The sequence below is a fragment of the Microbacterium croceum genome (assembly GCF_023091245.1).
Lineage (GTDB): Bacteria > Actinomycetota > Actinomycetes > Actinomycetales > Microbacteriaceae > Microbacterium > Microbacterium croceum.
On record NZ_JAHWXN010000001.1, the window covers coordinates 990,264 to 1,008,103 of the forward strand.

A 17,840-nucleotide genomic window follows, 5' to 3' on the forward strand; every position below is an offset into this window, starting at 1 on the left:
GTGCGCCACCCCCTGATCTGACGCGCGCCGTCGCGCTCGCTGAGCCTTCATGCCCTGTCGGGCGGGCCGCAATCTCGGCTCCATGCATCTTCTGCGGCCTCGTGGGCGGCGGATGGCCGCAGAAGGCGTGGGCTTCCGAAATCTCGGCACGGCGCGGATGCCTGTCGCCGCCACACGCAGAGATCCCGGACGCCTCGGGTGAGGCATCCGGGATCTCCCGATTCAGCGCGTGTGCTGATCAGGCGGGGTCGCCGCCGAGCGGTCCGACCGCCGAGAGCGGCTTCGGGTCGTCGGCGCCGGTCTTGCGCGCGCGGGCGATCAGGTTGCCCAGGTGGTAGATGAGGAGAGCTGCGACGGTGCCCAGCACGATGCCGCCGAAGGCGAAGTCGCCGAGCTGCATCGAGAAGCCGGCGATGCCGATGACCAGCGAGACCGCAGCGGTGTACTGGTTCACCGGACGCGAGAAGTCCACCTTGCTGTCGACCCAGATCTTGATGCCGATGATGCCGATGAGCCCGTAGAGCGCGGTGGTCGCACCGCCGAGCACGCCCGCGGGGATCGAGTTGAAGACCTCGCCGACCTTCGGGGAGAACGCGAGCAGGATCGCGAAGAGCCCGGCCACCCAGTAGACCGCGGTGGAGTACACACGAGTCGCCGCCATGACGCCGATGTTCTCGCCGTAGGTGGTGGTGCCGGAGCCGCCGAAGCCTCCGGCGATGGTGGTGGCGACGCCGTCCGCGATGAGCGCGCGTCCGGTGTGCTTGTTGATCGCGGGATCCTCGGTCATGGTGGCGACGCCGCGCACGTGGCCCACGTTCTCGGCGACGAGCACGAGCACGACGGGCAGGAACATCGCGATCGTCGACCAGGTTCCCGGGGCGATGAAGTCGGGCAGCTGGAAGTGCGGCAGGCCGATCCACGGCGCCTCGGCGATGAGCTCGGAGGGGGTCTTGCCGCCGCGCAGGGCGTTGGGCACCTCGAACGAACCGGTGAAGGCGGCGTAGATGAACCCGACCGCGACGCCGAGGAAGATCGAGATCCGGCCGAGGAAACCGCGGAACAGCACGGCGAACAGGATGATCGCGACGAGGGTGATCGTGGCGGTGACCGGGTCGATCCGGAAGTTGTTCCAGGCGGTCGGGGCGAGGTTGAAGCCGATCAGGGCGACGATCGCGCCGGCGACCACCGGGGGCATCAGTGCGTCGACCCAGCGGAGCCCGGCGAACTGCACGACCAGGCCGACGACCGTGAGCAGGATGCCGACCGCGACCACGCCGGCGAGGGCGGATCCGGTGCCGCCCGCGGCGACCGCGGCGGTGATCGGGGCGATGAACGCGAACGAGGAGCCGAGGTAGCTGGGCAGCTGGTTCTTGGTGATGAGCAGGAAGAGCAGCGTGCCGACACCGCTGAACAGCAGTGTGGTCGGGACGGGGAAACCGGTGAGGGTCGGCACCAGGAACGTCGCGCCGAACATCGCGATCACGTGCTGAAGGCCGATCGCGATCGTGGCGGGCCAGTTGAGGCGTTCATCGGGACGGACGACGGCGCCGGGTTCGACGGTGCGGCCGTCTCCGTGCAGTTTCCACAGGGCCATGCGGGCTCCTCAGGTTCGGGGGATGTCGGGAGTGCTGGAGCAACCCTATCGATTCCTGAGTGTTCCCTGGGTGCCCTCCGTCTCGCCGCTGCACCACCTCGTCGTGCGACCTGCAGGAGAATGTGCGGACTGCAGGACGGATGGGCCCTCATCCCTCCTGCATCCGGCGGATCATCCTGCACGTCGCGGGAGAGTCGCGCCGGAAGAGCGCCCGTCGTCTCGTCGCTGCGCGCCGTGCTCGGGAGCCGCGGGTCTCCGCACCGCCTGCGCCGAGCCGCGAAGCGAGAAGAAGGGCGTCAGACCCCGAGGCGGGCGAGCAGCTCGCGGTAGCGGTCGGCCGTGCGGCCCACGATGTCGTCGGGGAGCAGCGGGGGCTCGCCCTGCTTGTCCCAGTTCGCGGCGAGCCAGTCGCGCACGATCTGCTTGTCGAAGCTCGCCATCCGCTCGTTCGGAGTGGTGCCGGTCTTCCAGGCCGCGGCGTCCCAGTAGCGCGAGGAGTCGCTCGTGAGCACCTCGTCGGCCAGGCGCAGCACGCCGTCGGCATCCGTCCCGAACTCGAACTTGGTGTCGGCGAGGATCAGGCCCTTCTCCTCGGCGATCGCGGCGGCGCGGGAGTAGATCGACAGCGCGGCGTCGCGCAGCTCGTTCGCCCGCTCGGCGCCGACCAGATCCACGGTCTGCGCGAACGTGATGTTCTCGTCGTGCTCCCCCATCGGCGCCTTGTAGGCGGGGGTGAAGAGGGGCTCGGGAAGGCGGTCGCCGTTCTGCAGGCCGGCGGGGAGGGGAATGCCGCAGACGGTGCCGCTCTCGGTGTACTCGGCCCAACCGGACCCGGTGATGTATCCACGCACGACGCACTCGATCGGCAGCATCTCGAGCGACTGCGCGAGCATGGCGCGGTCGGCGACGGATGCCGGGATGTCTCCTTCGGCGAGGTGGTTGGGCACGTCGTCCAGCTGCGCGAACCACCAGCGGCTCAGTCCGGTGAGCAGGGCGCCCTTCTCGGGGATGCCGGGGGAGAGCACGAAGTCGAACGCGCTGACGCGGTCGCTCGCCACGACGAGGATGCGGGTGTCGGACGGATCCTCCGAGGCGTACAGGTCGCGGACCTTGCCCGAGTAGATGTGCCGCCAGCCGGGGATGCTCTGTGCCGTGCCTTCTGAAGGTGTGCTCACCCGCCCATTATCCCGGTGATCCGCCCCGCTCCGTGGCCCTGTGTCGGCGTCGGGCGCAGAGGCGCGCCCTGAGCTGTTGACCTCTGCGATCGGATGGGCGTATAGTCCACGTGGACTAATTGGGATGGAGTAGGTGATGAAAGACCCGGTGGACACGTTGACCCCCATGGGTGTGATGGTGCTCGCACTGCTGCGCGAGAGCGACATGCACCCCTACGAGATGGTGCGTCTGCTGCGCGCGCGCCACGACGACCGGCTCCTCACGATCACCAACGGCACGCTCTATCACACGGTCTCGCGCCTGCAGAAGGCCGGGCTGCTCGACGAGGTGGGCATCGACCGCGACGGCAACCGTCCGGAGCGCACGACGTACACATTGACGGATGCCGGGCGCTGCGCCGTGATCGCCTGGGTGCAGCGTGAACTGCCCAGGATCGATCGCCCCACCGACTTCCGGATCGCGCTTGCCGAAGCGCACAACCTCGAACGCGACGAGGTGATCGCGCTGCTCGGCGAACGTCGGGTCGCTCTCGCCGACGATCATGCGGTGCACCGCGACGGCCTCGCCAGAGCGAGGTCCAAGGGCGTCCCTGCCCAGGTGCTCGTCGAGATCGAGCGCCAAGAGGTGCTCCTCGAGGCCGAGCTGCGCTGGCTCGACTCCCTTCTCTCCCGCCTCGACACCGACAGCATCCCCTGGGGCCCGTCGGCGTTCACCGACTCAGACCGCTATCTCGCTCAGCGAAAGGTTGCACAGCAATGACCGATCCACGCCAGAAGGCCGGCACCGACACCGGCCCGTTCGCCGCAGGGCACGCGCCCCAGAGTCCGTGGCCCGCCCTGTGGGCGCTCGTCATCGGCTTCTTCATGATCCTCGTCGACACCACGATCGTCTCGGTGGCGAACCCGGCGATCAAGGCCGCGCTCGACCCGAACACCAACAACCTCGACAACGTGGTGTGGGTCACCAGCGCCTACCTGCTGACCTACGCCGTGCCGCTGCTGATCACCGGGCGCCTCGGTGATCGCTTCGGCCCGAAGAACATCTATCTGATCGGTCTCGCGATCTTCACCGCTGCTTCGCTCTGGTGCGGTCTGTCGAGCTCGCTGGAGGGGCTGATCGCCGCCCGCGCGGTGCAGGGGCTCGGCGCCGCGTTCATGACGCCGCAGACCATGGCCGTCATCACCCGCACCTTCCCGCCCGAGCGCCGCGGTGCGGCCATGGGCCTGTGGGGCGCCACGGCCGGTGTCGCGACGCTGGTCGGGCCGCTGCTCGGCGGGGTGCTGGTCGATGGCCTCGGTTGGCAGTGGATCTTCTTCGTCAACGTGCCCGTCGGCGTGATCGCCTTCGTCGCTGCCTGGATCCTGGTGCCCAAGCTCACGACGCACCCGCACCGGTTCGACATCCTCGGCGTCGCCCTCAGCGCCATCGCGATCTTCCTGGTGGTGTTCGGCCTGCAGGAGGGTGAGAAGTACGACTGGGGCGTCATCTGGGGACCCATCTCGGTCTGGGGCCTGATCATCGTCGGCGTCGTCGTGCTCGCGCTGTTCGTCCTGCAGCAGTGGAAGACCAAGAACGAAGCCCTCGTGCCCCTCGACCTCTTCCGCGACCGCAACTTCTCCGGCGCGAACATCGCGATCGCTGCGGTCGGGTTCGCGGTGACGAGCATGTCCTTGCCCCTGATGTTCTTCCTGCAGATCGCTCGGGGGCTCACCCCGACCGAGGCCGCGCTGCTGATGATCCCGATGGCGGTGTTCTCGGGTGTGCTCGCCCCGCTCGCGGGCAAGATCCTCGACCGCACCGACCCGCGCCTGATCCTCATCCCCGGCCTGCTCGCCTTCACCGCGGCGCTGATCTGGTACTCGGCGCTGGTGAACATGGACACCGAGATCTGGATGTTCCTGTTCCCGTCCGCGCTCCTCGGGATCGGCAGCGCCGGCATGTGGGGGCCGCTGGCGACCACCGCCACCCGGATGCTCCCGATGCGTCAGGCCGGTGCCGGTGCGGGCATCTACAACACCACGCGCACGATCGGCTCGGTCGTCGGTTCCGCGGCGATCGCGACCTTCATGCAGGCGCGACTCGAGGCGAACCTCCCGGGGATGGGGGATTCCGCCGGCTCCATCAGCTCCGGAGGGACCCTGCCGGCTCCCGTTGCAGAGGGCTTCGCGGCGGCGATGTCGCAGGCCATCCTGCTGCCGGCCGGCGTCATCGTGATCGGACTGATCGCGGCGCTGTTCCTGCGCGGCGCCCCGCAGAAGCGCCCCACCGCGGCCGACGTCCCGGCGCCGGCATCCGCACCCGCTCCCGCCGAGTGATCGCGACGGGTCGTTCCGGTCGCGGAGGAGCATCCGTCCGCCGCGACGAGCGTGCTTCTCCGCGACCGGAACGGGCCTGACCTCGCCGGGAGCATTCCCAGGCGTTTACTAAGGTTGATCCTCGGCGACTGTCCGGTCGTCCTCGCCGATCCGAGGAGCATCCGTCGTGATCCGAAATCCATCCCCCGCGCTCGCGCGGCTGCGCCTGCTCGGGCGCACCGCCGTCGCCACCGCGCTGACCGCCTTCGTCGCGGCCGGCGCCCTGCTCGGAGGAGCATCCGCCGCGTCTGCCGCAGACGCCCCCGACACCTACGTGATCGGCACAGACACCACGTTCGCGCCGTTCGAGTTCACCGACAAGAACGGCGACCTGGTCGGCATCGACATGGACCTGCTCCGCGCGATCGCTGCGGACCAGGGCTTCGAGGTCGAGATCCGCCAGCTCGGCTTCGACGCCGCCGTGCAGGCGCTGCAGGCGAACCAGGTCGACGCCGTCATGGCCGGCATGTCGATCACGGACGAGCGCAAGCAGGCCTTCGACTTCAGCGATCCGTACTTCACCAGCGGCATCCAGCTCGGTGTGCTCGCATCCAGCGACGTGCAGTCCCTGGATGACCTCGACGGCAAGGCCGTCGCCGTCAAGACCGGCACCCAGGGCCAGACCTTCGCCGAGGAGAACCAGGAGAAGTACGGCTTCCGGGTCACTCCGTACCAGGACACGACCGACATGGTCGACGCGGTCAAGGCCGGCCAGGCCGTCGGCTACTTCGAGGACTTCCCGGTGCTCGCCTACGGCATCCAGCAGGGGTCGGGCTTCCGCCTGATCGGCGAACCGGAGCTGGGCGGCGAGTACGGCTTCGCGGTCAACAAGGGGCTGAACCCCGAACTGCTCGAGATGTTCAACGCGGGCCTCGCGAACCTCCAGGCCTCCGGCGAGTACGACACGATCGTCGACCGGTACCTGAGCGGCGGCGAGGAGAGCACGCAGCCGACCGACATCATCTCGGTCGCGGTGCAGTACTGGCCTGCGCTGATGGAGGGCCTGTGGCTCACGATCCTCGCGACCATCGTCGCGATCGTGGCCGCGTTCATCCTCGGCATCGTGTTCGGGTTCGGACGGATCTCGAAGTTCGCCCCGTTCCGCTGGATCGCCACGGCCTACGTCTACGTGTTCCGCGGCACCCCGATCCTGGTGCAGGCGTTCTTCGTGTTCTTCGCGATCCCGCAGCTGTTCCCCGGTCTGACGTTCAACCCGTTCGTCGCCGGTGCGATCACGCTCTCGCTCAACACAGGCGCCTACATGACCGAGATCATCCGCGGTGGTATCCAGGCCGTCGACCCCGGGCAGAACGAGGCGTCTCGTTCGCTCGGCCTCGGGCACTGGAAGACGATGCAGAAGGTCGTGCTCCCGCAGGCGTTCCGCATCATGATCCCCTCGTTCGTGAACCAGGGCATCATCACCCTCAAGGACACGTCGCTGATCAGCGTGATCGGTCTCGCCGAGCTCACGTTCGTCTCGCGCCAGATCATCGCCTCCACCTACCTGTCGGCACAGGTGCTGACCATCGTCGCCGTGATCTACTTCGTCGTGATCACGCTGCTGACGCTGCTCGCGAACCGCCTGGAGAGGAAGTTCAACGCATGAGCAAGATCGAAGTCCGGGACCTGCACAAGTCCTTCGGAGACAACAAGGTGCTCAAGGGCATCGACCTCACGGTGGAGGACGGCGAGGTCATCGCGGTCATCGGTCCGTCCGGTTCGGGCAAGTCGACCCTGCTGCGCTGCCTCAACAAGCTCGAGGAACCCACGTCGGGACACGTCGTGATCGACGGGGTCGACCTGACGGACAAGAGCGTGAAGCTCGATGAGGTGCGTCAGCGCATCGGCATGGTGTTCCAGCACTTCAACCTGTTCCCGCACATGACCGTGCTCGAGAACATCACGCTCGCGCCGATCGAGCTGGGCAAGCTCTCGAAGGCGGATGCTCGCGCCCGCGCGACCGCTCTGCTCGAGCGCGTCGGTCTCGCGGAGAAGGCGGATGCCAAGCCGGCATCCCTCTCCGGTGGTCAGAAGCAGCGTGTCGCGATCGCCCGGGCGCTCGCGATGGACCCCGAGATCATGCTCTTCGACGAGGCCACCAGCGCGCTCGACCCCGAGATGGTCGGCGAGGTGCTGCAGGTCATCCGCGACCTGGCATCCGGCGGCATGACGATGGTGCTGGTCACGCACGAGATGGGCTTCGCCCGCGAGGTCTCGGGCCGCACCGTCTTCATGGACGGCGGTGTCGTGGTCGAAGAGGCCCCGCCCGCTGAGCTGTTCGGCGCCCCGAAGAACGAGCGTCTGAAGGACTTCCTCTCCAAGGTGCTCTGAGCGCTCGCGCCCCGGCGGGCGCTCCGGCGCCCCGGCGCGCCCGGCCTGTCGAGACCCATCGCCCTCGTCGAAACCCACCGGTTTCGACGCTGAGGGCGGTGGGTCTCGGTCGTTGTGATGGGTCTCGGCGCGGCGGAGCGCCGGGCCGCGGGACTACTCCGCGACGCGGGCGGCGATGTCGGTGCGGTAGTGCGAGCCGTCGAGTCCGATCAACGCGATCGCCTCGTAGGCACGGGCGCGGGCCGTGTGGAAGTCGGATGCCACCGCGACCACGTTCAGCACGCGTCCACCGGTCGCGATGAGCGATCCGCCGGGGGCGTCAGGCGACGCGGTCGCGGCATGCACGAGGCGCACGCCCTCCACGGCTCCGGCCGCGGCGAGGCCCTCGATCGGACGACCGGTCTGCGGCGCCTCCGGGTAGCCCTCGCTCGCCAGCACGACCGTGATCGCGACGTCGTCGCTGAACTCCGGTTCCGGCTGGTCCTCGAGCGTACCGGATGCGGCGGCGAACAGCAGCTCCGACAGCGGGGTGACCAGACGAGGCAGCACGATCTGCGTCTCCGGGTCGCCGAAGCGTGCGTTGAACTCGATCACCCGCACGCCGGCGGGCGTCAGGATGAGCCCGGCATACAGCAGTCCGATGAACGGGGTGCCCTCGGCGTCGAGCTGGCGGATGACGGGAAGCGCGACATCGCGGGTCACCTCGGCCACGAACTCCTGCTCGCTGCCGAACTGCTCGGCGAGCCAGGGCAGCGGCGAGTAGGCCCCCATGCCGCCCGTGTTGGGGCCGGCGTCGCCATCGAGTGCGCGCTTGAAGTCCTGCGCCGGGCTCAGCGCGCGCACGGTGTCGCCGTCGCTGAGGAAGAACAGCGAGACCTCGGGGCCCGAGAGGAACTCCTCGATCAGCACCGGGCCCGCTGGCAGGTAGTGCTCGGCGTGGGCGAGCGCCTCGGCGCGCTCGGAGGTCACGATGACACCCTTGCCCGCGGCCAGGCCGTCGGCCTTCACGACATAGGGCGCGCCGAGGTCATCGAACGCGGACTCGACGTCGGCGACGGTCGCGGCCCGGACCGCGCGTCCGGTGGGCACTCCGGCCGCGTCCATGATCCGCTTCGCGAACGACTTCGAGCCCTCGAGCTGCGCCGCCGCCTTGCCGGGGCCGAAGACCGGGATGCCATGGGCCCTCAGCGCGTCCGCGACGCCGGCGACCAGCGGAGCCTCGGGGCCGATCACGACGAGGTCGATCGCGTGGGTGTTCGCGAACGCGGTCACCGCACCGCCGTCGAGGGGGTCGAGCGTGACGGGTGTCGCATCCTGCGCCATGCCGGCGTTGCCGGGAGCGACGAAGATCTCGTGCTCCGTCTGCTCTGCCCGCAGGGAGAGGATGATCGCGTGCTCACGGGCACCGGAACCGAGGACGAGAATCTTCACAGGTCCAGACTACCGACGCTCGTGCGCGGGGTTTCGGTTCGTAACTCCTCAAGAAAGCGTGCCTGCGGGCCGTCTGGGCCGGATCCGGACGCAGAGCCTGCCGAATCTGAGGAGTTGTGAACGGGCGACGGCGTCCACAACTCAGGAAGATCGGGTCGGATGGGGGCCTGGAGGCGCGAAATCAGGCCGATGCCCACCGGTCCTCCTGAGTTACGGACGCCGCTGCGCCCAGACCGGGTGGAGCGCAGACCGCCGCTCCGCGCAGACCGGGTGTCGACCGGAGGCCGGCAGTCGGTTCAGACCGGCCGCTCGTCCTCGACGTTCCACGGCACCGTCCAGCCGGCGGCGTCGAACAGGCCGCTGAGCACCATGGCGGTGAAGCCCCACACGATCGTGCCGTCGACGTCGAACGCCGGCGCGCGGAAGGTCAGGTCGCCGTAGCGCCGTACCGAGGTGTAGCGGGTAGCGGGGTCGAGCAGTTGCGCGACCGGCACGCGGAAGACCTCCACGGTCTCGGCATGGTCCACCGCGGCGACGCGGGACGGCGTCTGCCACCAGCCGAGCACCGGGGTGACGCGGTGGTTGCTCGCGGCGAGCGGGATCTCGGGCAGAGTAGCCAGGACCTCGACGCCGGAGGGATCGAGTCCGGTCTCCTCCTGGGCCTCGCGGAGCGCGGTGGCCACGGCATCGGAATCGTCGGGCTCCGCGCGACCACCGGGGAACGAGACCTGACCGGGGTGCGACGAGAGGGTCTCCGCGCGTCGCTGCAGCAGCACGTCGAGGTCGCGGGCCACAGCGGCGTCTGCGGTCGGGGCGGGGATGCTGTCGAGCACACCGAACAGGATCAGCACCGCGGCGTCGTGCGCCGCGTCGGGGTCGGCGAGCTGCGGGAACGGTCCGCCCCAGGAGTGTGCGGCGACGCCGGCGAGCAGTTCGGCGCGTGCGCCTTCCGGATACTGCGTGCTCATGGCATGAGCCTAGACGCCGCCCGCCCGGCTGGGCCCGCTGGCGCGTCGAGGATAGGCTCGGCGGATGAGGCGATGGCAGGCTGCGGCGCTCGGTGCGCTGCTGGTGATCGGACTGAGCGGGTGCGCGGCGCCCGAGGTCGACCCGGATGCGGTGCAGGAGTGGCTGCAGCAACAGGAGGCCGTCGAGGTTCCTGGTGCGCTCGGGTCGATGAGCGGCCTGGCGTCCGAGGCCACCGATGCCATCGATGCTCACGGGATCGCGATCACCTTCGAGAAGCCGACGGCCGTCACGAAGATCGTGTTCTCCTGCGTCGGTCCGGAGAAGATGAGCGTCGATGTCACGATGAGCGCGCAGGAGTCTGAGACGGAACTGTCTCAGGGCATCCGCACGGAGGATCTCGTCTGCGCCGATAGCCCGCATACGATCGAGCAGGTGCAGGATGCTGCGACGAAGGTCCTGATCGATGGGCTCAGCGCCGATGGTCAGGGCGCCTGGTCGGCTGTCGTGGTCGGGGAGGACTGACGCATGGCGAAGAAGATCGACATCATCGATGGCCGTGCCGCTCTCGATGCGGTGCGCGCGGCGCAGGCCACCGACGGGAAGCCGGCGCGCACCGACCTGGCCACCGCGGTGCGGTACCTCCTGCAGCTGCTCGACGAGAAGGCTCCGGGCAACAGCGTCGAGGTGCGGGTTCCGCCGTTCGGTGCGGTGCAGGTCATCCAGGGTCCTCGGCACACGCGGGGCACTCCGCCGAACGTGGTCGAGATGGATGCTGCGACCTGGATCGCGGTGGCGACCGGGCAAGAGGCCTGGGACGACGTCGCGACCGCCGGGCGCATCCATGCATCGGGGACGCGCGCCGACCTCTCCGACGTCCTCCCGCTGCGGCCGTAGCGCACCGCGACCGGTTCCAGAGTCGCGACCGGTTCTAGAGTTGACGGATGGGCTATCTCGTCGACGACTCGCGCGATCGTATCGACCCGGATGCGGTCTGGGCCGCGCTGCGCGAGGCGTACTGGGGGAAGTGGCGCAGTCGAGAGGATGTCGAGACCCAGATCCGTGAGGCGTGGCGGGTCATCGGCGTGTACGACGAAGAGACCGGCGTGCAGGTCGGCTTCGCCCGTGCGGTGTCGGACGGCCTCGGTTTCGCGTATCTCGCCGACGTCATCGTGGCCGAGGGGCACCGGGGGAACGGCCTGGGCAAGCGGATCGTCCAGGCGATGATCGACGACGGTCCCGGAGCCCACTTCCGGTGGACGCTGTTCACGAGCGATGCGCACGGTCTGTACGAGCAGTTCGGCTTCGAGGCTCCCGACCGCACCGCACTGGTGCGTCCGGCGCCGGCGCTTCCGGTCCACCCGACGCAGGCGCCTGCCGACCGCTGACCCTGCTCAGCGTCGCGCGACCACCAACGGCACACCGGTCGTGGGGTGCGGGAAGACGTCGACGGACTGGCCGTACACCGCCTCGATCCGCTCCGCCGTGAGCACCTCCGCCGCCGTCCCTGAGGCCGCGACCCTGCCGCCCGCGAGCAGGGTGACCCGGTCGGCGTGGGCGAGAGCCGCGTTGAGGTCGTGCAGCACGATGGCCACGGCGGTCCCGGCATCCGCCTGCGCTCTGATCAGCCGCATGACGTCTTCGTGATGCTTGAGGTCGAGCGCCGCGGTCGGCTCGTCGAGCAGCAGGATGCCGGTGTCCTGCGCGAGCACGCGTGCCAGGGCGACGCGGGCGCGCTCGCCGCCGGACAGCGAGGTCACCGGACGCGACGCGAGGGGCGCGACCTCGGTCGCGGTCATCGCCGCGGCGACGAGCTCATCGTCCTGCGCGGCGGACTCGGTGCGGGCCCAGGGCGCACGGCCCATCCGCACGACCTGCTCGGCGGTGAACGGGAACGACACCGCGTTCTCCTGCAGCAGCACGGCGCGCGCGCGGGCGAGCGCCGGGGGGCGGATGCCGGCGATCGGCGCCTCGTCGAGGGTGACCGCTCCGGTCTGCGCGGCGACGTCGCCGGCGAGCACGCCGAAGAGCGTCGACTTGCCGGCGCCGTTCGGTCCGACCAGCGCATGGATCTCTCCCGCGCGGATGTCGATCGCGGCGTCGTCGAGGATGGCTCTCCCTCCGCCGACGCGCACCGTGAGCCCCGTGCCGCGCAGTCGCACGCTCATGCCCAGCCTCCCGAACGGCGCCGCGTGCGCACGAGCAGCCAGAGGAAGAAGGGACCGCCGACGAGTGAGGTGATCATGCCGATCGGCATGTCGGCCAGGGGGACAGCGGTGCGGGCGACGAGATCGGCGACCGCGATCAGCAGCGCTCCACCGAACGCCGAGGCGACCATCAGCGGCAGGTGCGCGGGGCCGATGATCATGCGCATCAGGTGCGGGACGACGAGGCCGGCGAAACCGATGATCCCGGCGAAGGCGACCGCCGCGCACACCAGGATCGCGACCGTCACGATCACGACCATGCGCAGCAGCTCCACGTTCACGCCGAGATGTCTGGCCGTGCGCTCGCCGAGGGCGAAGAGGTCGAGCTGCGGCGAGACGACCAGCGCGATCACGATGCCGATCGCGACGAGCGGAGCGACGAGGGCGACGTTCGACCACAGCGCGCCGTTGAGCGAGCCGAGCTGCCAGAACACGATCTGCTCGCGCGTGGAGGTCGTGCCGAGGAACGTGAGGAAGGCCATGCCGGCACCCGCGATCGCGTTGATGGCGATGCCGGTGAGCAGAAGCGTGACGACCTCGGTGCGTCCGCCCGATCGGCTGATGAAGTAGACCGCGAGCACCGCGATGAGACCGCCGAGGAACGCGAAGAGCGGCGTCGTCCACATCCCGAGCGACGCGATGCCGAACGTGATGCTGGCCGCGGCGCCCAGTGCGGCGCCGGAGGAGACGCCGACCACGCCGGCGTCCGCGAGCGGGTTGCCGAAGATCGCCTGCATGAGCACGCCCGAGACCGCGAGCGCGGCGCCGACCAGCAGGCCCAGCACCAACCGGGGGAGGCGCAGGTTGTAGATCACGCCGTAGTCGGTCGCCGATGAGGGAGCCCAGGCCGTGTCGATGCCGATGCCGCGCAGCAGCACCCCGATCAGATCGGTGGGTGAGAGCGAGTACTGGCCGCTCGTGATCGACACGACGCAGGTGATCGCGAGTGCCACGAGCAGCCCGCTCGTGACCAAGGTGAACCGCAGTGTGCGGTGCGTGGCGGGCGTGGAGGTGACGACCTCTCCGGTCATTTCTCGGACTCGGCTGTCGAGTGTCCTGGTGCGTACAGCGCGCGGGCGATCGCTCCGATCACCTCGGCGGACCGGGGCCCGAAGCTCAGGATCTCGCTGTCGGCCATGTCGATCACGCGGCGGTTGATGCCGGCGGGTGTCTCGGCGACGGCGGGCACGCGCTCGATCAGGCCGTCGATACCGCCGACCGACTCGAGCCCGTCGGTCATCATCACCAGCACGTCGGGACGAGCGGCGACGAGCGCCTCGGCGGTCATGGGCTTCATGCCCTCCCAGCCGATCTCGGCGGCGACATCCACTCCGCCGACGGCGTCGATGAGGGAGTCGGCGCCGGAGTCCTCGCCGAAGATGTAGTACACGTTCGCGCTGCCGCGCACGTAGAGGAACAGCATCCGTGCGCGGTCCTCTTCGTCGGCGGGGACGACGTCGGCGATCTCGGCGAGCGTCTCGTCGACCGCGGCGTCGAGTCGCGCGATGAGCGCCTCTCCGCGGCTGGGCACGCCGAGTGCCGTGGCGATCTCGGTCACGAGCTCGTCGGTGGTGTCGAGGCGGCGGTCGCTGGAGATCACGACGACGGTGATGCCGGCGTCACGCAGCTGCTGGCGGATCTCCTTCGGGCCGATCGTGGTGTCGGTGAGGATGACGGTCGGCGCGAGTTCCAGGATGGCCTCGGCGTTGAGCGTGTGCCCGGTCTTGGTGACGACGGGCAGGTCCTCGGTGCCGGCGAAGACGGTGGACGAGTCACGGCCCACGACCTGGTCGCCGAGCCCGAGGGCGAACACGGTCGAGGCGATGGTGCCGGAGATGTCGATCGGGAGGATGCGGTCGACGTCGGTGATCTCGATCTCGCGGCCTTCGCTGTCGGTCACGGTCACCGGCAGCACGGGAGCGGTGTCGTCGTCGACCGGCGTGATGGCATGGCTCGAGAGGCAGGCGGTCGAGGGGCCGGTATGCCCGCGGACATCGTCTACCAGGTCGAGGGAGGCGAGCGGGACGGATGCCTGCGGGCAGCTGTCTTCCCCGGCGGACGAAGGTGCTGCGGTCGCGCCCGGCTCCGCGCACGCGGTGAGACCGACGGCGAGAGCGGCGACGAAGAGGGCGGAGAGGACGCGGCGCATTAGGCAAGGCTATCCTAAAACTTGACGCACTCTCCTGTGCGCCCCTACGCTCGGGAAGGGCGGCTTGCTTAGCTAAGCCTAACCAAAATCAAACCTTCGCCCGACTGCATTGCGGCACCGCCGGCGCGCGTCCTCGGCCGCGTGCCCGGGGGCCGTGGAGAATCGTGAACGACACAGCCATCGCATCCCCAGGGAGCACTCGCCTACGCGTCCTGCTCGCTGCCCTCGTCTCCTTCCTCCTCATCGCCGCCGGCGCGGTGATCGCTCCGCCCGCACATGCGGCCGGAGGTACGGTCACCGCCGGCGTCACCTCCGCCAGCTCCTCGGGCGTGAGCGTGCAGGTGCAGGCCAGCGGCCTCCCCGACGTCGCCGGCGCGTATGCGGCGCTCATCGTGAAGGGCACGGAGGGCGGACTCACCGGTGCCGGTGGCTACGCCGCCTTCGCCATGCCGTTCCCGGCCGTCGCCGCAGGGGCGACCTCGTTCACGCTGACCGCGCCCGCCGGTTCGCTGGACCGCACGAAGGTGTACGAGGTGCTCGTCTGGAAGCAGCACTCGAACCCCGATGCCTCCACCATCTACGGTCGTGGCGACGTCGCGATCTCCTCGGGGCAGTGGGATGCCGTCTTCGGTGCGGAGACCACCGAGCCGGGCACCGACCCCGGAACCGAGCCTGGTACCGACCCGGGCACGGACCCCGGTACCGACCCGGGCACCGACCCCGGAACCGACCCTGGTACCGACCCGGGCACGGACCCCGGTACCGACCCGGGCACGGACCCCGGAACCGACCCGGGCACGGACCCCGGCACCGACCCGGGCACCGACCCTGGCACCGACCCGGGCACGGATCCGGAGCCGGCCGATGCGTCGATCTCGGTGTTCCTGGCGGATGGCGTGACGCCGGCTGCGGGTGTGGCGTTGAAGGCGGGCGACAAGGTCGTGGTGAAGGGGTCGGGGTATGACCCGACAGCGAATGTGGGTGGTCGGGGTGTTCCGATCCCGGCGAACCTTCCGCAGGGCACGTATGTGGTGTTCGGCAACTTCGCCGCGACGTGGCAGCCGTCCGCGGGGGCGGCGTCGTCTGCCCGGTCGGTGGGCGCGCAGGTGTGGGCGCTGTCGGAGGGCGTGCTGAACCAGGTGCCCTCGCAGTACCAGAACGCGATCCGTGCGCAGTGGGTGGACATCGCCGATGACGGCACGTTCACCGCGACCCTGACGTTGAAGGATGCCGCGGCGACTCCCGGCTCCTACGGTGTGTACACCTATCCGGCCGGTGGCGTCTCGAACCCCGACCAGGAACGCAGCGTCGCCCTCGACTACTCGGTTGCGCCGGTCGTCACCGCCTCGGTGAAGTCCGCGACGGCGGAGGACGGCCTGACGGTCACGGCATCCGGTAAGAACCTCGGCGCGATCACGGGGGCGTACGTCGCGCTGATCGAGTCCGGCACGGAGGGGGATGTCACCGGCAGCAGCGGCTTCTTCGCGATGCAGTTCGTGCGCAGCATCTCGGGTGGCGCGTTCAGCGTCGACCTCACTGCGGCGGCCGACGCGCTCGACCGCACCACGTCCTACGAGGTGATCGCGTGGCAGCAGCACACCAATCCGAGCGCCTCGACGATCTACGCCCGCTCCGCGGTCGCGATCAGCGACGCGCAGTGGACGGCTCTTCAGCCTGAGCCCGGTCCCGCGGTCATCACTTCGGTGAAGTCGGCGACGGCGAAGGGCGGCCTGACGGTGACGGCATCCGGGAGGAATCTCGGCACGATCGCGGGCGCCTATGTCGCACTGATCGAGTCCGGCACCGAGGCGGATGTCACCGCCGGCGGTGGATTCCTCGCGATGAAGTACGTGCAGAAGGTCGCGTTCGGCGCGTTCTCGGTCGACCTCACGACCGCAGCGAAGACGCTCGACCGCACGAAGTCGTACGAGGTCATCGTGTGGCAGCAGCACTCCCTGCCCACCGCCGACACGATCTACGCGCGTTCGACGGTGGCGATCACCCCGGCGCAGTGGGACACGCTGTTCGACATCACGAAGCCCGAGACGCCCACCACGCCCGTGACCCCGCCGGCGAACGTGCCGGGCGGTTCGCTCCGCTGGGCGATCTCCTCGTCGTTCACGGACTACATCACGAGCGACATCGCCAAGGGCGCCATCGACGTCTCGAACGGCGCGACCCGCTCGGGTGGTCAGTTCCAGTTCGGCCAGACGGTCGGCGGCGACTACGACACCAGGACGGGACTCGGTTCGGTGGTGTACCGCGGCTCGGTGCGCTTCACCGGCCACAACGGCGTCCTCGACGTCACGGTCGCGAATCCGCAGATCCGCATCACATCCGCAGCAGCCGCGACGCTGTACGTGTCGAGCGGTGGTGCGCAGGTCGCGTTCGCGACGGTCGACCTCTCTCGTGCCGCGCGCACGACGGCGAACGGCGCGGTGACCTACACCGCGGCGCCGACCGCGCTGACGGATGCTGGTCGCGACCGTGTGCTGTCGGGCTACTCGACGGTGCTGAACCCGGTCACCTTCACGATCGGCTCGGTGGCGGCGGCGCCCTCGGGCACGACAGGCACGGTGGCTGCGGCGGTGGTGAAGGCGAAGCCGACGCTCCCCGCCACCCCGCCGAGCGCCGAGGGCATCGTGATCGACGACGACAACCTCGCCGCCCTCGAGTCCGGACTCCCGGCGACGATCTCGGCATCCGGGTTCCAGGCGAACGAAGAGGGCATCAAGGTCGTCGTCTACTCGACACCGGTGCTGCTCGACACGGTGAAGGCGGATGCCGATGGCGTCGCCACCTGGACGGGCACGCTGCCGGCGAGCCTGGAAGACGGCGCGCACACGCTGACCCTGCAAGGGTCGGTCGACCGCGGACTGGCGTTCACGCTGACCCGCGCGACGACCGTGATCGGCGCCTGCACGGTCGAGGATGCCACGCTCAAGTGGGGCTACAAGGAGTCGTTCCGCACCTACATCGAGGGCATCGCGAAGGGCGGCTGGACTCTCACCGACGTCGCCTACCAGTACCCCGACTATGTGTGGGAGAACGGCACCGGCTCGTTCGACGACGAGTCCCTCACAGGCCTGGTGACCTACGGCGGCAGCATCACCTTCACGGGCCACGACGGCGCGCTGAACACGACGCTGGCGAACGCCCGGATCGAGCTGGCCGGTGACACCGGCTATCTCGTGTTCGATGTGACCGGCACCACGCAGGACGGCGCGAGCGTCGACCAGAAGGGTGTGCGTCTCGCGGAGTTCGGTCTCGGAGACGCGGCCGTCGTCGACGGCGTGCTGTCGCTCGACGCGATCCCGACCACCCTCACCGATGCCGGCTCCGCCGCGTTCGGCACCTACGCGGCGGGCGAAGACCTCGACCCGGTGACCGCGGTGATCCCGGTCGATGCGGAGTGCGGCGTCGCAGTGGAGGAGGAGCCCGCGGCTGAGTCCGGGGCCTCCACTGCCGTCAGCGCGGTGACGACTCCGGCCGACTCCGAGGATGCCCCGGTGTGGCCCTGGCTCGTCGGCGGACTGGTCGTCGTCGCTCTGGCCGCCGGCGGTGGCGTGCTCATCGCCCGCCGCTCCAAGAAGGACGAGACGGCCGAGGTGACCACCGAGGTCTGATCTCGG

The 17,840-nt window shown here is 69.6% G+C and carries 15 protein-coding genes; 8 read left to right on the top strand and 7 right to left on the bottom strand.

Features of this window, described 5'->3' with window-relative positions:
* Positions 1-238: 238 nt before the first annotated feature.
* The gene (locus tag KZC51_RS04735) at positions 239-1,594 is read right to left on the bottom strand and encodes a uracil-xanthine permease family protein (protein WP_247628862.1); all 1,356 of its coding nucleotides are present in this window, start codon (positions 1,592-1,594) and stop codon (positions 239-241) included.
* A 296-nt stretch (positions 1,595-1,890) separates the two neighbouring features.
* Positions 1,891-2,769: a phosphoribosylaminoimidazolesuccinocarboxamide synthase gene (locus tag KZC51_RS04740; protein WP_247628863.1), complete on the bottom strand. Its 879-nt coding sequence runs from the start codon at positions 2,767-2,769 to the stop codon at positions 1,891-1,893.
* A gap of 136 nt (positions 2,770-2,905) precedes the next feature.
* On the opposite strand from KZC51_RS04740, the gene KZC51_RS04745 reads away from it, so the two are divergent.
* From KZC51_RS04745 to KZC51_RS04760, 4 genes are all read left to right on the top strand, one after another.
* Complete coding sequence (locus tag KZC51_RS04745) at positions 2,906-3,529, top strand: PadR family transcriptional regulator (RefSeq protein WP_247628864.1); 624 nt, start codon at positions 2,906-2,908, stop codon at positions 3,527-3,529.
* A complete protein-coding gene (locus tag KZC51_RS04750; protein ID WP_281731713.1) occupies positions 3,526-5,085 on the top strand; it encodes a DHA2 family efflux MFS transporter permease subunit in 1,560 nt (519 codons plus the stop codon). Before KZC51_RS04745 ends, KZC51_RS04750 begins: the two co-directional genes overlap by 4 nt.
* Positions 5,086-5,251: 166 nt before the next feature.
* Positions 5,252-6,730 carry an amino acid ABC transporter substrate-binding protein/permease gene (locus tag KZC51_RS04755; protein ID WP_247628865.1) on the top strand — a complete coding sequence of 493 codons (1,479 nt, stop codon included), beginning with the start codon at positions 5,252-5,254 and terminating at the stop codon, positions 6,728-6,730.
* Positions 6,727-7,455: an amino acid ABC transporter ATP-binding protein gene (locus tag KZC51_RS04760; RefSeq protein ID WP_247628866.1), complete on the top strand. Its 729-nt coding sequence runs from the start codon at positions 6,727-6,729 to the stop codon at positions 7,453-7,455. Before KZC51_RS04755 ends, KZC51_RS04760 begins: the two co-directional genes overlap by 4 nt.
* Before the next feature lie 153 nt (positions 7,456-7,608).
* Here the strand turns inward: KZC51_RS04760 and purD are convergent, their stop codons facing one another.
* The gene (gene purD / locus KZC51_RS04765; RefSeq protein ID WP_247628867.1) at positions 7,609-8,886 is read right to left on the bottom strand and encodes a phosphoribosylamine--glycine ligase; all 1,278 of its coding nucleotides are present in this window, start codon (positions 8,884-8,886) and stop codon (positions 7,609-7,611) included.
* Between the two features lie 296 nt (positions 8,887-9,182).
* Complete coding sequence (locus KZC51_RS04770; protein ID WP_247628868.1) at positions 9,183-9,854, bottom strand: NUDIX hydrolase; 672 nt, start codon at positions 9,852-9,854, stop codon at positions 9,183-9,185.
* 64 nt (positions 9,855-9,918) lie between these two features.
* On the opposite strand from KZC51_RS04770, the gene KZC51_RS04775 reads away from it, so the two are divergent.
* The 3 genes from KZC51_RS04775 to KZC51_RS04785 are packed head-to-tail and all read left to right on the top strand — an operon-like array spanning position 9,919 to position 11,240.
* Positions 9,919-10,377 carry a hypothetical protein gene (locus KZC51_RS04775; protein WP_247628869.1) on the top strand — a complete coding sequence of 153 codons (459 nt, stop codon included), beginning with the start codon at positions 9,919-9,921 and terminating at the stop codon, positions 10,375-10,377.
* Positions 10,378-10,380: 3 nt separating this feature from the next.
* A complete protein-coding gene (locus KZC51_RS04780; protein WP_247628870.1) occupies positions 10,381-10,749 on the top strand; it encodes a sterol carrier family protein in 369 nt (122 codons plus the stop codon).
* A 47-nt stretch (positions 10,750-10,796) separates the two neighbouring features.
* Entirely contained in the window at positions 10,797-11,240 is a 444-nt protein-coding gene (locus tag KZC51_RS04785; protein WP_247628871.1) for a GNAT family N-acetyltransferase, read from the top strand.
* Between the two features lie 6 nt (positions 11,241-11,246).
* Here the strand turns inward: KZC51_RS04785 and KZC51_RS04790 are convergent, their stop codons facing one another.
* The 3 genes from KZC51_RS04790 to KZC51_RS04800 are packed head-to-tail and all read right to left on the bottom strand — an operon-like array spanning position 11,247 to position 14,208.
* The gene (locus KZC51_RS04790) at positions 11,247-12,020 is read right to left on the bottom strand and encodes a heme ABC transporter ATP-binding protein (RefSeq protein ID WP_247628872.1); all 774 of its coding nucleotides are present in this window, start codon (positions 12,018-12,020) and stop codon (positions 11,247-11,249) included.
* Positions 12,017-13,090 (bottom strand): FecCD family ABC transporter permease, encoded by a 1,074-nt coding sequence (locus KZC51_RS04795; protein WP_247628873.1) that lies wholly within the window; start codon positions 13,088-13,090, stop codon positions 12,017-12,019. Before KZC51_RS04795 ends, KZC51_RS04790 begins: the two co-directional genes overlap by 4 nt.
* On the bottom strand, positions 13,087-14,208 hold the full coding sequence (locus KZC51_RS04800) for a heme/hemin ABC transporter substrate-binding protein (protein ID WP_247628874.1): 1,122 nt from the start codon (positions 14,206-14,208) through the stop codon (positions 13,087-13,089). The genes KZC51_RS04795 and KZC51_RS04800 overlap by 4 nt, the downstream gene beginning before the upstream one ends.
* A 164-nt stretch (positions 14,209-14,372) precedes the next feature.
* Here KZC51_RS04800 and KZC51_RS17810 point away from each other — a divergent pair, with 164 nt between their 5' ends.
* Positions 14,373-17,834 (top strand): HtaA domain-containing protein, encoded by a 3,462-nt coding sequence (locus KZC51_RS17810; protein ID WP_247628875.1) that lies wholly within the window; start codon positions 14,373-14,375, stop codon positions 17,832-17,834.
* Positions 17,835-17,840: the final 6 nt, after the last annotated feature.